We start from the raw sequence: 13,191 nt of genomic DNA, 5'->3' as shown, positions 1-13,191 counted from the left end.
AAGAGTATTCGCCGAAAATTCTCGGGCGGAAACCCGGCGTTGGCTGTTGGTTTGAAGAAGGGGCTGGTAAAATGTTCAACAAAATCCTGATTGCAAACCGGGGCGAGATCGCTTGCCGGGTCATGGAAACCGCTCAGAAGATGGGCGTGGCCTGTGTGGCTGTGTATTCGGATGCGGATGCCTCGGCCAAACATGTGCAGATGGCGGATGAGGCCGTGCATATCGGCGGCGCCGCCCCGGCTGAGAGTTACCTTAAGGGCGATGTGATCATTCGGGCGGCTTTGGACACCGGCGCGCAGGCGATCCATCCGGGCTATGGGTTTCTCTCGGAAAATCCCGATTTTGTGGATGCGGTTGAGGCTGCGGGGCTGACCTTCATTGGCCCGTCGGCGGACGCGATCCGCAAGATGGGTCTGAAAGACGCCGCCAAGGTGCTGATGGAGCAGGCGGGCGTGCCCGTTGTGCCCGGCTATCACGGTGACAATCAGGACCCCGAACATCTGTCCGGTGCGGCGGATGCCATTGGCTATCCGGTTCTGATCAAGGCCGTCGCCGGTGGTGGCGGCAAGGGGATGCGGCTGGTCGAACGGTCCGAGGACTTTGCGACCGCTCTGGACAGCGCACGCGGCGAGGCGCGGACCGCCTTTGGCAACGACGCAGTGCTGGTCGAGAAATTCGTGGCCAAGCCGCGCCATATCGAGGTTCAGGTGTTCGGCGATGGCACCCATGCGGTGCATTTGTTCGAACGCGATTGCTCGTTGCAGCGGCGGCATCAGAAGGTGATCGAAGAGGCTCCGGCCTCCGGCATGACGCCCGAGATGCGCGAGGCGATGGGGCAGGCAGGCGTACGGGCGGCTGAGGCGATTGGCTACAAGGGCGCGGGCACCGTCGAGTTCATCGTCGATGCCTCGGACGGGCTGCGCCCGGACCGGTTCTGGTTCATGGAGATGAATACGCGCCTGCAGGTCGAACATCCCGTGACCGAGGCAATCACCGGGGTCGATCTGGTCGAATGGCAGTTGCGTGTGGCGGCGGGGGAGAGCCTGCCGAAACGTCAGGGCGATCTGACGATCACAGGCCACGCGTTCGAGGCACGGCTTTATGCCGAGGACGTGCCCAAAGGCTTCCTGCCCGCAACGGGCCTGCTGACGCATTTGCGCTTTCCGGCAGGATGCCGGGCCGATAGCGGCGTACGGGCCGGGGATACGATCAGCCCGTGGTACGATCCGATGATCGCAAAGGTGACCGTGCACGGGCCGACGCGCGCCGTGGCGCTTGAGACTTTGCATCGGGCACTCGGGGAAACCGAAGTGGGCGGCACGGTGACGAACCTCGCTTTTCTCGGGGCTTTGACACGGCATGAGGGTTTTGGATCGGGCGACGTGGATACTGGTCTGATCGGCCGCGACCTCGATGCGCTTATGCGCGAAGCCGAGGTTCCTGCGGTCAGTTTCGTGGCTGCCGCGATGCATGCGCTTGGGCTGGTGGACACGCACGCCGAGACCGGGTTCACCCTGTGGGCGCCGCTGCACCGCGCGGTGCAGTTGATGCATGCCGAAAATGTGGTCGATCTGGATGTGCAGGTCGAAGGGCCAAACCGGCAGCTTTGGCAGATCGGTGAAACGACGCTCGTGGCCGAGTGGCGCGACGGAGTTTGGCGCATCGATGGTCGGCGGATGCCGAATGTCGAACGCTTTGGCTCCAGAATCACCGTGTTTCTGGATTTTGGGCAGGAGTTCGAGATCGTTGACCTTCTGGACCGCGATGCCACCGCGGCGGGAGATACCAATGTGATCGAGGCCCCGATGCCCGGTCTGGTCAAGGCGGTGTTTGCCACCGCGGGGCAGACCGTGAAAGAGGGCGACCGGCTTGCCATTCTGGAGGCCATGAAGATGGAACATTCCCTGCTGGCCGCGCGCGACGGGGTTGTGGCCGAAGTGCTGGCGCAGGACGGTGCGCAGGTCGAGGCCGGGGCGGCTTTGGTCCGGTTGGAAGAGGATTGACCTGTTCGGTCCGTGCATTGCGTGGCACAGTCGGGCCAGCCGTATTTGAAACGAGAAGAAGCCGGGAGGGGCGCGCTGATGAAAGAACGGGTCGAGATATTCGAGGTCGGGCCGCGGGACGGATTGCAGAACGAACAGCGCGAGATTCCGGTGGCCGAGAAAGTGGCGCTGGTGGATTGCCTGAGTCGTGCGGGCTTTAACCGGATTGAGGTTGCCAGCTTTGTCTCGCCCAAATGGGTGCCGCAGATGGCAGGCAGTGCCGAGGTTCTGGCCGGGATCACACGGGCCGATGGCGTTCGTTACGCGGCACTGACGCCGAATATGCGCGGGTATGAGGACGCCTTGGCGGCGCGCGCGGGTGAGATTGCGGTATTTGCCTCGGCCTCCGAGGGATTCTCGAAGGCCAATATCAATGCGACGATTGCCGAATCCATCGAACGGTTTGTGCCGATCCTTGAGGCGGCGCGGCATATCGATCTGCCGGTCCGGGGCTATGTCTCATGTGTGACCGATTGCCCCTATGTCGGTCCGACCCCGCCCGAAAAGGTGGCCGAGGTGGCGGATGCTCTGTTTGCCCATGGCTGCTATGAGATATCGCTTGGCGATACGATTGGGCAGGGCACGCCGGACAAGATTGCCCATATGCTGCTGGCGGTGCGCGAACGGGTGCCGGTGACGCGGCTGGCCGGGCATTTCCACGACACCAACGGGCGGGCGATTGACAACATAGATGCCTCACTGGCGCTGGGCGTGCGGGTGTTCGATGCCGCCGTGGGGGGCTTGGGCGGATGCCCCTTTGCGCCCGGTGCTGCCGGGAATGTCGCCACCGAAGCGGTTGCCGCGCATCTGGAGCGGTTGGGGTATGAGACCGGTCTGGATGCCGAAGTGCTGGAAGAGGCCGCGCAGATGGCGCGGTTCATGAGGGGCTAATATGTTTGAAACGGTCACCGTGGCAACGGACGCGCGGGGTGTCGCGAAGCTGACCCTGAACCGGGCCGAAAAGCATAATGCGATGTCGGCGCTGATGATTTCGGAACTGACGCAGGCGGCCTCGGATCTGGGTCAGGACGATGCGGTCCGGGCCGTGGTTTTGACCGGCGCAGGCAAGACCTTTTGCGCCGGCGGCGATCTGGGCTGGATGCGCGCCCAGATGGCGGCAGATTCGGCCACCCGGTTTACCGAGGCGCGCAAGCTGGCGGAAATGCTTCAGGCGCTGAACACGATGCCGAAACCGCTGATCGGGGCGCTGCAGGGGAACGCGTTTGGCGGCGGTGTTGGTCTGGCCGCAGTCTGTGACGTCGCCATTGGCGTGGAGACACTGAAAATGGGCCTGACCGAGACGCGTCTTGGTCTGATTCCCGCGACCATCGGCCCCTATGTGACCGCAAGGATGGGTGAGGCCAAGGCCCGCCGCGTTTTCATGTCGGCGCGGCTGTTCGATGCCGCAGAGGCCGTCGATCTGGGTTTGCTGGCCAAGGCGGTGCCTGCGGACGGGTTGCAGGATGCCGTGGAACACGAAATCCGCCCGTATCTGTCCTGTGCGCCGGGGGCTGTGGCCTCGGCCAAGGCGCTTGTGCAAAGCCTGGGTCCCCGGATTGACGACGACGTGATCGACCAGTCCATTCAGGCCTTGGTTGCACGTTGGGAAACCGATGAAGCGCGCGAAGGGATTGCCGCGTTCTTCGAAAAACGTAACCCCCGGTGGAACAACAAAGATTAACTTTGCCCGGATAACCCCGAACCGGGCGGTCCGCAGATGATTCCCCGCTGCCCTGTCAAGTCCAGGATTGATGCGGTGCGCGCTTGTGTTCGGTTGACCCTCTGACCCCGCGCGGATAGAGAATGGCCAGTCAACACGCCAATTGACCGCGCGCCTTTATATTGGGGGGCGCAGGAAAGGAGCTTTACGTGGAAGACCTGCTGCGGGAATACCTCCCGATTCTGGTGTTTCTGGCCGTGGCCGTCGGCCTTGGAATCGTCCTGATTCTGGCTGCTGTCGTTCTGGCTGTCCGCAATCCCGACCCCGAAAAGGTCAGCGCGTATGAATGCGGGTTCAATGCATTTGACGATGCCCGGATGAAATTCGACGTCCGCTTTTACCTCGTCTCGATCCTTTTCATCATTTTCGATCTCGAGATTGCCTTTCTGTTCCCCTGGGCCGTGGGTTTCCGCGACATCAGCGATGTGGGCTTCTGGTCGATGATGGTGTTCCTGGCGGTGCTGACCATCGGCTTTGCCTATGAATGGAAGAAGGGGGCCCTGGAATGGGAGTGATGACGGGTGCCAACACCGCTGGCGTCGACAAGGAAGTCGCCACCCAGGCCCTGAACGCCGAGCTACAGGACAAAGGGTTCTTGCTGACCTCGACCGAAGACATCATCAACTGGGCGCGCACCGGCTCGCTGCACTGGATGACCTTTGGTCTGGCCTGCTGCGCGGTTGAGATGATGCATACCTCGATGCCGCGCTATGATGCGGAACGGTTTGGCATCGCCCCGCGCGCCTCTCCGCGTCAGTCGGACGTGATGATCGTGGCTGGCACCCTGACCAACAAGATGGCCCCGGCGCTGCGCAAGGTTTACGACCAGATGCCCGAGCCGCGCTATGTGATCTCGATGGGGTCCTGCGCCAATGGCGGCGGGTATTATCACTATTCCTATTCCGTTGTGCGCGGCTGCGACCGGATTGTTCCGGTGGATATCTACGTCCCGGGTTGCCCGCCGACGGCTGAGGCGCTGCTCTATGGTCTGATGCAGCTGCAACGCAAAATCCGCCGTACCGGCACCATCGTACGCTGAGGGAGAGGGCAGATGAGCGAAGCACTCAACGAACTTGGCGCGCAGCTTGAACTGAAACGGGCCGATTGTGTTCTGTCCTGGGATGTCACCCATGGCGAGTTGAACGTGGATGTGGCCCCGTCGAACCTTGTGGAATTCGTGGAATTCCTGCGGTCCGATCAGAACTGCAAGTTCTCGACCCTCGTGGATATCACCGGTGTCGACTATCCCGAACGGGCCAAGCGGTTCGACGTGGTGTATCACTTCCTGTCGATGTACCAGAACCAGCGCATCCGCCTGCGGGTCTCGATCCGGGAAGAGGACATGGTGCCCTCGATCACCGATGTGCACCCCTCGGCTAACTGGTTCGAGCGTGAGGTTTTCGACATGTTCGGCATCCTGTTCTCGGGCCATCCGGACCTGCGGCGCATCCTGACGGATTATGGTTTCCGCGGCTATCCGTTGCGCAAGGATTTCCCGACCACCGGCTATACCGAGGTGCGGTATGACGAGGCGCAAAAGCGCGTGGTCTATGAACCGGTGTCGCTGGTGCAGGAATACCGCCAGTTCGACTTCATGTCCCCGTGGGAAGGTGCCAATTACATCCTGCCCGGGGATGAAAAGCAGGAGAGCGAATAATGGGCGGCATCTGGTGGTTGATCCTGTCGGCGCTGACCATCATCCCGATGGTGAAGATTCTGCCGTTTTTCGGAATCAACAAATACTGGTGCCTTCTCTGTCTGATCCCGTTCGGCACAATCGCGTTGCTGTGGTGGGTCGGGTTGAAATTGCAGGAACTGGAGCGCCGCTGAGATGGTGACGATGCTGGGGGAACTGATCGCGCTGGGTGCGCTGGGGGTCTTGCTGGCAGGGGCCGCAGCCAAGGCGGCTGAGGCGGAAAAGGTCCGGGTTCGGGCCGAAGCGAAGAAGAATAAGCGGGGGCGTTGATGGACGGCTCAAGATATGATGACGGCAGCACGGACGCGCTGAGCGGAGAACAGAAGATCCGCAACTTCAACATCAACTTCGGCCCGCAACACCCTGCGGCGCACGGGGTTTTGCGCCTTGTGCTCGAGCTTGACGGCGAGATTGTCGAGCGGTGCGACCCCCATATCGGTTTGCTGCACCGTGGTACCGAAAAGCTGATGGAAAGCCGAACGTACCTGCAGAACCTGCCGTATTTCGACCGTCTGGATTACGTGGCGCCGATGAACCAGGAACATGCCTGGTGTCTGGCTATCGAAAAGCTGACCGGGGTCGAGGTGCCGCGTCGGGGCTCGCTGATCCGGGTTCTGTATTCCGAGATCGGGCGCATCCTGAACCACCTGCTGAACGTGACTACGCAGGCGATGGACGTGGGCGCGCTGACGCCGCCTCTGTGGGGGTTTGAAGAGCGCGAAAAGTTGATGGTGTTCTACGAGCGTGCTTGTGGTGCCCGCCTGCACGCGGCTTATTTCCGCCCCGGCGGTGTTCATCAGGACCTGCCGCCGGAACTGCTGGACGATATCGAGGCGTGGAGCCACGAGTTCCCCTCGGTCATGGATGACATTGACCGGCTGCTGACCGAAAACCGTATCTTCAAACAGCGCAACGCCGATATCGGCGTTGTGACCGAGGATGACATCCAGAAATACGGCTTCTCGGGCGTCATGGTGCGCGGGTCTGGCCTCGCGTGGGACCTGCGTCGCGCGCAGCCCTATGAATGCTACGACGAGTTCGAATTCCAGATCCCCGTCGGCAAAAACGGCGACTGCTATGATCGGTACCTCGTCCGCATGGAAGAGATGCGCCAATCACTGCTGATCATCCGTCAGGCCATCGCCAAAATCCGCGAATGCCCGGGCGACGTGCTGGCGCGCGGCAAGATCACCCCGCCGAAACGGTCGGACATGAAGACCTCGATGGAAAGCCTGATCCATCACTTCAAACTCTATACCGAAGGCTTCCACGTTCCCGCAGGCGAGGTCTACGCCGCCGTTGAGGCCCCCAAGGGTGAGTTCGGCGTCTATCTGGTCGCCGACGGCACCAACAAACCCTACCGCGCCAAATTGCGCGCACCGGGGTATCTGCACCTGCAAGCCATGGACCACGTCGCCAGAGGCCACCAACTGGCCGACGTCGCCGCGATTATCGGGACGATGGATGTGGTGTTTGGGGAGATTGATCGGTGACTAGGTCGCTCACGAGATATTGGATCGAATTCGCCGAACCGCGCCCATTTCTGGCTAATCTTGGGGTCGGCGTTACGGCCTTCGACGAAAAAGATGCGATGGGTCTTGTGTCCAGTTCTCTTTCTCTGAGTTGTGAAGTAGCCAAGGTCCACGCTGATATCGATGTCCGCGACCTTGATCAAAATCACGTAATTCCAAATATGGGAGCCCCCTCGAATAGAGGTGTATGGTTTCCACTAACTTGAAGAGCGGATGAAAAATGCTACGCCGTTTACACTCTGAACAGCCGGATACCTTCGCGTTCACCGCTGCCAACCGGCAATGGGCCGAAGCGCAGATGACCAAGTACCCCGAGGGGCGTCAGGCCAGCGCGGTGATTCCGCTGCTGTGGCGTGCGCAGGAGCAGGAGGGCTGGCTGAGCCGTCCGGCGATCGAGTCCGTCGCCGACATGCTGGGCATGGCCTATATCCGCGTGCTCGAGGTGGCGTCGTTCTACTACATGTTCCAGCTGCAACCGGTTGGCTCTGCGGCGCATATTCAGGTGTGTGGCACGACCTCCTGCATGATCTGCGGGGCCGAGGATCTGATTGCGGTCTGCAGGGAAAAGATCGCCGCCAAGCCGCATGAACTGTCCGCCGATGGCAAGCTGAGCTGGGAAGAGGTCGAATGCCTCGGCTCCTGCACCAACGCGCCGATGGCGCAGATCGGCAAGGATTATTATGAGGATCTGACGGCGGAAAGCCTCGGCAGGATCATCGATGATCTGGTGGCTGGAAAGGTGCCGGTGCCCGGTCCACAGAACGGGCGCTATGCGGCGGAACCGCTGAAAGGGCTCAGCAGCCTGACGGAGTATGAGGCCGGGAAACCCAAGTACAACGCGAGCGTCGAACTGGCGACCGATCTGGGCGATACAGTCAAGTGTATAGACGGGACCGAGGTGCCGATCCTGACCCCGTGGCTGGGCAAGGACGGGAAGGCTGCGGCAACCAAGGCGGCTCCGAAACCGCCGAAAGCGCCCGCGCCTGCTAAGCCTGCGGTCAAGCAGGCGGAAGAGGCGAAGGAAGCCCAGCCTGAAACGCTGACCGCAGCGCGGGACGGCAAAGCGGATGATCTGAAGATGCTGAAAGGCGTCGGGCCCAAGCTGGAGCAAACACTGAACGTGCTTGGGTTCTACCACTTCGACCAGATCGCGAAATGGACCCCGGAACAGGTGGCCTGGGTCGATGCGCGGCTGAAGTTCAAAGGCCGGATCGAACGCGATGGCTGGATCGAACAGGCGGCCAAGCTGGCAGCGGGCGAAGAGACCGAGTTTGCAAAACGTGCCAAGGAAGACGGCACTTACGAGGATTAAGACAGGTGCCCAGCGGGGCATCGGGATGAGATGGACAAGGACAAGGAACTGGCTATAGCCCGCAAGGGCCGTCATATCGGCATCGTCATCGCCGTGACGATGCTGCTTTGGCTTGCCATGTCTTCTATCGGCCCGCAGTTGGGGCTGCCGGGCCGTTATGCTCTGCTTTTTGATTTTGCCGCTCTGGCAGGATTCATTTATGCGGGCGTCAACATTTTTCAACTCTGGCGCATGCGTCAGGATAGCTGAAGGTAACACGGGATGCTCAAGGATCAGGACCGGATCTTTACCAACATCTACGGGATGCACGAGCGGACGCTGAAAGGCGCGCAGGCTCGGGGGCATTGGGATGGCACCGCCGGCCTGATCGAAAAGGGGCGCGACTGGATCATCCAGACGATGAAGGATTCGGGGCTGCGTGGTCGCGGCGGTGCGGGTTTCCCGACCGGTCTGAAATGGTCGTTCATGCCCAAGGAAAGCGACGGGCGCCCGGCCTATCTGGTGGTGAACGCGGATGAATCCGAACCCGGCACCTGTAAAGACCGCGAGATCATGCGCCATGATCCGCATACGCTGATCGAGGGCTGCCTGATCGCGTCTTTCGCGATGAATGCGCATACCTGCTACATCTACCTGCGCGGCGAATATATCCGCGAGCGTGAGGCGCTGCAGGCCGCGATTGATGAGGCCTATGACGCTGGTCTGCTGGGCAAAAACGCGGCTGGATCGGGCTGGGATTTCGATCTGTTCCTGCATCACGGGGCCGGGGCCTATATCTGTGGTGAGGAAACGGCGCTGCTGGAAAGCCTTGAAGGCAAAAAGGGCATGCCGCGTATGAAACCTCCGTTCCCGGCGGGCGCGGGGCTCTATGGCTGCCCGACCACGGTAAACAACGTGGAATCCATTGCCGTTGTGCCGACCATCCTGCGGCGCGGGGCCGACTGGTTCGCGGGCTTTGGCCGTCAAAACAACGCAGGCACCAAGCTGTTTGCGATCTCGGGCCATGTGAACAACCCCTGTGTGGTCGAAGAGGCGATGTCGATCCCGTTCGAGCAACTGATTGAAACCCATTGCGGCGGTATTCGCGGCGGCTGGGACAATCTGCTGGCGGTGATCCCCGGTGGCTCTTCGGTGCCGTGCGTGCGCGGGGAAGACATGCGCGACGCGATCATGGATTTCGACCACCTGCGCAACGATCTGGGTTCGGGTCTTGGCACGGCGGCGGTGATCGTGATGGACAAATCCACCGATATCATCAAGGCGATCTGGCGGCTGTCCAAGTTCTACAAGCACGAAAGCTGCGGGCAATGCACGCCCTGCCGCGAAGGCACCGGCTGGATGATGCGTGTGATGGACCGTTTGGTGCGGGGCGAGGCCGAGTTGGAAGAGATCGACATGCTGTTCGATGTGACCAAACAGGTCGAAGGCCACACGATCTGCGCGCTCGGCGATGCGGCAGCCTGGCCGATCCAGGGCCTGATCCGCAACTTCCGCGAAGAGATCGAAGATCGCATCAAGGCGCAGAAATCGGGCCGAACAGGCGCAATGGCGGCGGAGTAAAGGCTATGGAAGCACTGATTGAATATTCCCACGCAATCGCTTCGGTTGTGATTTTCACCCTGATTATTCTGCTGTTGGCCCCGTTTTCGGCACTGGCGAAGCAGGGCAAAGGGTTGGCTCCGGGTGCGACGCCGGAACAGGACTATGCCGATCAGGCCTATCGCCTGAACCGCGCCTACCTGAACGGAACCGAAACACTGCCTGCTTATCTGGCGGTGGTGATGGCGGCGATTGTGATGGGGGCGAGCCCGTTCTGGGTCAACCTGCTGGCCTCGGTCGCGTTGCTGGCGCGCTTGGCAATGCTGGTGATCCATATCCGTGGGATCGGAAAGCCGCACAGCGGATTGCGCTCGGTCCTCTATGTGGTGGCTTGGGCCTGCATGTTTGTGATGGGGCTTATGGCGTTGGTGGCGGCGTTTTGATGATTATTAACGCAAAATACCTCCTGCGTGCCGGAAAGCCCATTGCTGCGGTTCTGGTTTTGTCGCTGGTGACCGCCTGCGGCCTGATCAAACCGTCGGAAGACCGGATTTTGTTTGATGGCAAGTCCTTCCGGGCCAAGGCCAAGGTCGTGGACAAGAAAACGTCACCGACCGACTTTACCGTGGTCGTCAATGGCGTCTCGGCCTCACTCGATGGCGCGCGCGAGGCTGGCCGGTATGAGGGGACAAAATTCTGCATCCAGAATTTCGGATCATCCCGCATCGCCTGGAAAGTCGGGCCGGATACCGAGCCTCAGAATCTTCAGATCAGCGATAACAAGCTGACATTTGCGGGAACCTGCCAAAGACCATGAGCCGCGCAGTTGCATATCATGACATTCCCGGGCGGTTGCTATCGCATAGCAAACCGTCTGGCCTTTGTTTTGGGATATCCAAAACGAAAGGAACAGTCATGTCTGTTGCAAAAACGCTTGTTGTGGCCACGTTGATGACCGTGCCTGCCGCCGCGCAGGCCAAGCCCCCCTTGAGGGATGTCAAAGAGATCGACAACGAACTCTACTACATCGCCATCGCAAATGAGATTTCCGAAGTGTGCCCGTCGATCAGCGGGCGTCGGTTGAAGGCGATCAGCGTGATGTGGGGACTGCGGTCCAAAGCGAACAATCTGGGTTATTCGGACAGCGAAATCCGAAACTACGTCGAGTCGGACGCCGAAAAAGACCGGATGCGCACCAAGGGTGAGGCGTATCTGGCGCAGAACGGCGTGTCCTACGACAACCCGGAAACCTTCTGCACGCTGGGGCGGAAGGAAATCGAAAGAAACAGCGCCATTGGCGTGTATTTGAGGGCGAACTAGGCGATGTCTGACCTCCGCAAGATCAATATCGACGGGCAGGAAATCGAAGTCGATGGCGCGATGACCCTGATCCAGGCTTGTGAGCAAGCCGGGGTCGAGGTGCCGCGCTTCTGCTACCACGAGCGTCTGTCGATTGCGGGCAACTGCCGGATGTGCCTGGTCGAGGTTGTGGGCGGCCCGCCCAAGCCTGCTGCGTCCTGTGCGATGCAGGTCCGCGATCTGCGCCCCGGCCCGGAAGGGCAGGCTCCGCAGGTCAAGACCAACTCGCCCATGGTCAAGAAGGCCCGCGAAGGGGTGATGGAGTTCCTGCTGATCAACCACCCGCTGGATTGCCCGATCTGTGACCAGGGCGGTGAGTGTGACCTGCAGGATCAGGCGATGGCCTATGGTGTCTCTGGCTCGCGCTTCAAGGAAGCCAAGCGGGCGGTCGATGATCTTGATCTGGGGCCGCTGGTCGGCACCGCGATGACCCGCTGCATCAGCTGCACCCGCTGCGTGCGGTTCACAACCGAGGTCGCCGGGATCACCCAGATGGGCCAGACCGGGCGGGGCGAGGATGCCGAGATCACCTCGTACCTGAACGAGACGCTGAATTCCAACCTGCAGGGCAACATCATTGATCTGTGCCCCGTTGGGGCGCTGACCTCGAAGCCTTATGCCTTTACCGCGCGTCCTTGGGAACTGACCAAGACCGAGAGTATCGACGTGATGGATGCCTTGGGCTCGAACATTCGCGTGGACACCAAGGGTCGTGAAGTGATGCGGTTCCTGCCGCGCAACCATGATGGCGTGAACGAGGAATGGATCAGCGACAAAACGCGGTTCGTGTGGGATGGCCTGCGCCGTCAGCGACTTGACCGGCCTTATGTGCGCGAGAATGGCAAGCTGCGCCTGGCCACCTGGCCCGAGGCGTTGGGCAAAGCCACCGAGGCGCTGAAAGGCGCCGAGAAACCCGCCGGGATCGTGGGCGATCTGGCCCCGGTCGAGGCCGCCTTTGCGCTGAAGCAGATGATCGAAGGGCAGGGCGGCGTCGTCGAATGCCGCACCGATGGGGCCAAGCTGCCTGCGGGCAACCGGGCGGCTTATGCCGGGACGGCTGCCATCGAAGACATCGACACCGCCGAGCGTATCCTGCTGATCGGCACCAACCCGCGCGATGAAGCGCCGGTTCTGAACGCGCGTATCCGCAAGGCGTGGATACATGGGGCCGAGGTTGCTCTGGTCGGGCCTGCCGTCGATCTGACCTATACCTATCATCACGTGGGCGATGATCGCGCGGCGCTGAAACAGGTTGTCGACATGGGCGGCGATGATGAGATCAAGGGCAAACGCTCGCTGGTCATCGTCGGGCAGGCGGCCTTGCAAGAGGCGGACGGGGCCGCCGTTCTGGCCGCCGCGCAGACCGTTGCCGCCAATACCGAAAGCGGCCTGATCGTCCTGCACACCGCCGCCGCGCGCGTCGGTGCGATGGATGTGGATGCCACCAACGAAGGCGGCATGGACGCGGTTTCGGCGGCGGACGTGATCTATAACCTCGGCGCGGATGAGGTCGAGATCGGCGAAGGCGCGTTCGTGATCTATCAGGGCAGCCACGGTGACCGGGGCGCGCACCGCGCCGACGTGATCCTTCCGGGCGCGGCGTACACCGAAGAAAACGGCCTGTTCGTGAATACCGAAGGCCGCCCGCAACTGGCGATGCGCGCCGGTTTCGCGCCGGGTGAGGCCAAGGAAAACTGGGCCATCCTGCGCGCCCTGTCGGCGGAACTGGGCGCAACGCTGCCCTACGACTCGCTGGCGCAATTGCGCACCGCGCTGATCGAGGCGGTACCGCATCTGGCCCGGATCGATGAGGTGATCGAGAATGAGGTTCAGCCGCTCGAGGCCGGAGTTCTGGGCGACGCCACCTTCCGCAATGCGGTCAAGGATTTCTACCTGACCAACCCGATTGCCCGCGCCTCGCAACTGATGGCCGAGCTGTCGGCGCAGGCCAAAGCGCTGAACGCAGACAGGATCGCCGCAGAATGATCCGC

At 61.4% G+C, this 13,191-nt stretch carries 16 protein-coding genes; all 16 read left to right on the top strand.

Annotated features, from left to right (window positions below; translation table 11 throughout):
* Positions 1–71: 71 nt before the first annotated feature.
* The 16 genes from ACR0K1_RS09475 (at position 72) to nuoG (ending at position 13,186) form a co-directional block, all read left to right on the top strand.
* Positions 72–2,003, top strand: coding sequence for an acetyl/propionyl/methylcrotonyl-CoA carboxylase subunit alpha (locus tag ACR0K1_RS09475; protein ID WP_480850256.1), 1,932 nt, complete (start codon positions 72–74; stop codon positions 2,001–2,003).
* 78 nt (positions 2,004–2,081) lie between these two features.
* Positions 2,082–2,933, top strand: a complete 852-nt coding sequence (locus tag ACR0K1_RS09470) for a hydroxymethylglutaryl-CoA lyase (protein ID WP_480850253.1) — start codon at positions 2,082–2,084, stop codon at positions 2,931–2,933.
* Position 2,934: 1 nt separating this feature from the next.
* The gene (locus ACR0K1_RS09465) at positions 2,935–3,723 is read left to right on the top strand and encodes a crotonase/enoyl-CoA hydratase family protein (RefSeq protein ID WP_480850251.1); all 789 of its coding nucleotides are present in this window, start codon (positions 2,935–2,937) and stop codon (positions 3,721–3,723) included.
* 188 nt (positions 3,724–3,911) lie between these two features.
* The gene (locus ACR0K1_RS09460) at positions 3,912–4,277 is read left to right on the top strand and encodes an NADH-quinone oxidoreductase subunit A (protein ID WP_209504455.1); all 366 of its coding nucleotides are present in this window, start codon (positions 3,912–3,914) and stop codon (positions 4,275–4,277) included.
* Positions 4,268–4,801 (top strand): NuoB/complex I 20 kDa subunit family protein, encoded by a 534-nt coding sequence (locus tag ACR0K1_RS09455; RefSeq protein ID WP_037307875.1) that lies wholly within the window; start codon positions 4,268–4,270, stop codon positions 4,799–4,801. Before ACR0K1_RS09460 ends, ACR0K1_RS09455 begins: the two co-directional genes overlap by 10 nt.
* 12 nt (positions 4,802–4,813) lie before the next feature.
* Positions 4,814–5,419 (top strand): NADH-quinone oxidoreductase subunit C, encoded by a 606-nt coding sequence (locus ACR0K1_RS09450; protein ID WP_480850249.1) that lies wholly within the window; start codon positions 4,814–4,816, stop codon positions 5,417–5,419.
* Complete coding sequence (locus ACR0K1_RS09445; RefSeq protein ID WP_170433422.1) at positions 5,419–5,592, top strand: hypothetical protein; 174 nt, start codon at positions 5,419–5,421, stop codon at positions 5,590–5,592. The genes ACR0K1_RS09450 and ACR0K1_RS09445 overlap by 1 nt, the downstream gene beginning before the upstream one ends.
* 10 nt (positions 5,593–5,602) lie before the next feature.
* A complete protein-coding gene (locus ACR0K1_RS09440) occupies positions 5,603–5,728 on the top strand; it encodes a hypothetical protein (protein WP_480850247.1) in 126 nt (41 codons plus the stop codon).
* Positions 5,728–6,951, top strand: a complete 1,224-nt coding sequence (locus ACR0K1_RS09435; RefSeq protein WP_480850245.1) for an NADH-quinone oxidoreductase subunit D — start codon at positions 5,728–5,730, stop codon at positions 6,949–6,951. Before ACR0K1_RS09440 ends, ACR0K1_RS09435 begins: the two co-directional genes overlap by 1 nt.
* A gap of 259 nt (positions 6,952–7,210) precedes the next feature.
* Positions 7,211–8,302, top strand: a complete 1,092-nt coding sequence (gene nuoE / locus ACR0K1_RS09430; protein WP_480850243.1) for an NADH-quinone oxidoreductase subunit NuoE — start codon at positions 7,211–7,213, stop codon at positions 8,300–8,302.
* A 30-nt stretch (positions 8,303–8,332) separates the two neighbouring features.
* Positions 8,333–8,551: a DUF5337 domain-containing protein gene (locus ACR0K1_RS09425; protein WP_480850241.1), complete on the top strand. Its 219-nt coding sequence runs from the start codon at positions 8,333–8,335 to the stop codon at positions 8,549–8,551.
* A 12-nt stretch (positions 8,552–8,563) separates the two neighbouring features.
* Entirely contained in the window at positions 8,564–9,862 is a 1,299-nt protein-coding gene (nuoF, locus tag ACR0K1_RS09420; RefSeq protein WP_480850239.1) for an NADH-quinone oxidoreductase subunit NuoF, read from the top strand.
* A gap of 5 nt (positions 9,863–9,867) precedes the next feature.
* Complete coding sequence (locus tag ACR0K1_RS09415) at positions 9,868–10,284, top strand: MAPEG family protein (protein WP_480850237.1); 417 nt, start codon at positions 9,868–9,870, stop codon at positions 10,282–10,284.
* Positions 10,284–10,658 (top strand): hypothetical protein, encoded by a 375-nt coding sequence (locus tag ACR0K1_RS09410; RefSeq protein ID WP_480850235.1) that lies wholly within the window; start codon positions 10,284–10,286, stop codon positions 10,656–10,658. The genes ACR0K1_RS09415 and ACR0K1_RS09410 overlap by 1 nt, the downstream gene beginning before the upstream one ends.
* A 98-nt stretch (positions 10,659–10,756) precedes the next feature.
* Positions 10,757–11,161, top strand: coding sequence for a DUF5333 domain-containing protein (locus tag ACR0K1_RS09405; RefSeq protein WP_480850233.1), 405 nt, complete (start codon positions 10,757–10,759; stop codon positions 11,159–11,161).
* Positions 11,162–11,164: 3 nt separating this feature from the next.
* Positions 11,165–13,186 (top strand): NADH-quinone oxidoreductase subunit NuoG, encoded by a 2,022-nt coding sequence (gene nuoG / locus ACR0K1_RS09400; RefSeq protein WP_480850231.1) that lies wholly within the window; start codon positions 11,165–11,167, stop codon positions 13,184–13,186.
* Positions 13,187–13,191: the final 5 nt, after the last annotated feature.

The organism is Ruegeria sp. F5, assembly GCF_056533845.1.
This window is presented reverse-complemented; position numbering and strand designations above follow the sequence as displayed.

Bases quoted from the DNA above. Each gene is read 5' to 3' on its own strand.
- ACR0K1_RS09475 (WP_480850256.1), top strand. From the start codon at position 72: ATGTTCAACAAAATCCTGATTGCAAACCGGGGCGAGATCGCTTGCCGG.
- ACR0K1_RS09470 (WP_480850253.1), top strand. From the start codon at position 2,082: ATGAAAGAACGGGTCGAGATATTCGAGGTCGGGCCGCGGGACGGATTG.
- ACR0K1_RS09465 (WP_480850251.1), top strand. From the start codon at position 2,935: ATGTTTGAAACGGTCACCGTGGCAACGGACGCGCGGGGTGTCGCGAAG.
- ACR0K1_RS09455 (WP_037307875.1), top strand. From the start codon at position 4,268: ATGGGAGTGATGACGGGTGCCAACACCGCTGGCGTCGACAAGGAAGTC.
- ACR0K1_RS09450 (WP_480850249.1), top strand. From the start codon at position 4,814: ATGAGCGAAGCACTCAACGAACTTGGCGCGCAGCTTGAACTGAAACGG.
- ACR0K1_RS09445 (WP_170433422.1), top strand. From the start codon at position 5,419: ATGGGCGGCATCTGGTGGTTGATCCTGTCGGCGCTGACCATCATCCCG.
- ACR0K1_RS09440 (WP_480850247.1), top strand. From the start codon at position 5,603: ATGCTGGGGGAACTGATCGCGCTGGGTGCGCTGGGGGTCTTGCTGGCA.
- ACR0K1_RS09435 (WP_480850245.1), top strand. From the start codon at position 5,728: ATGGACGGCTCAAGATATGATGACGGCAGCACGGACGCGCTGAGCGGA.
- nuoE (WP_480850243.1), top strand. From the start codon at position 7,211: ATGCTACGCCGTTTACACTCTGAACAGCCGGATACCTTCGCGTTCACC.
- ACR0K1_RS09425 (WP_480850241.1), top strand. From the start codon at position 8,333: ATGGACAAGGACAAGGAACTGGCTATAGCCCGCAAGGGCCGTCATATC.
- nuoF (WP_480850239.1), top strand. From the start codon at position 8,564: ATGCTCAAGGATCAGGACCGGATCTTTACCAACATCTACGGGATGCAC.
- ACR0K1_RS09415 (WP_480850237.1), top strand. From the start codon at position 9,868: ATGGAAGCACTGATTGAATATTCCCACGCAATCGCTTCGGTTGTGATT.
- ACR0K1_RS09410 (WP_480850235.1), top strand. From the start codon at position 10,284: ATGATTATTAACGCAAAATACCTCCTGCGTGCCGGAAAGCCCATTGCT.
- ACR0K1_RS09405 (WP_480850233.1), top strand. From the start codon at position 10,757: ATGTCTGTTGCAAAAACGCTTGTTGTGGCCACGTTGATGACCGTGCCT.
- nuoG (WP_480850231.1), top strand. From the start codon at position 11,165: ATGTCTGACCTCCGCAAGATCAATATCGACGGGCAGGAAATCGAAGTC.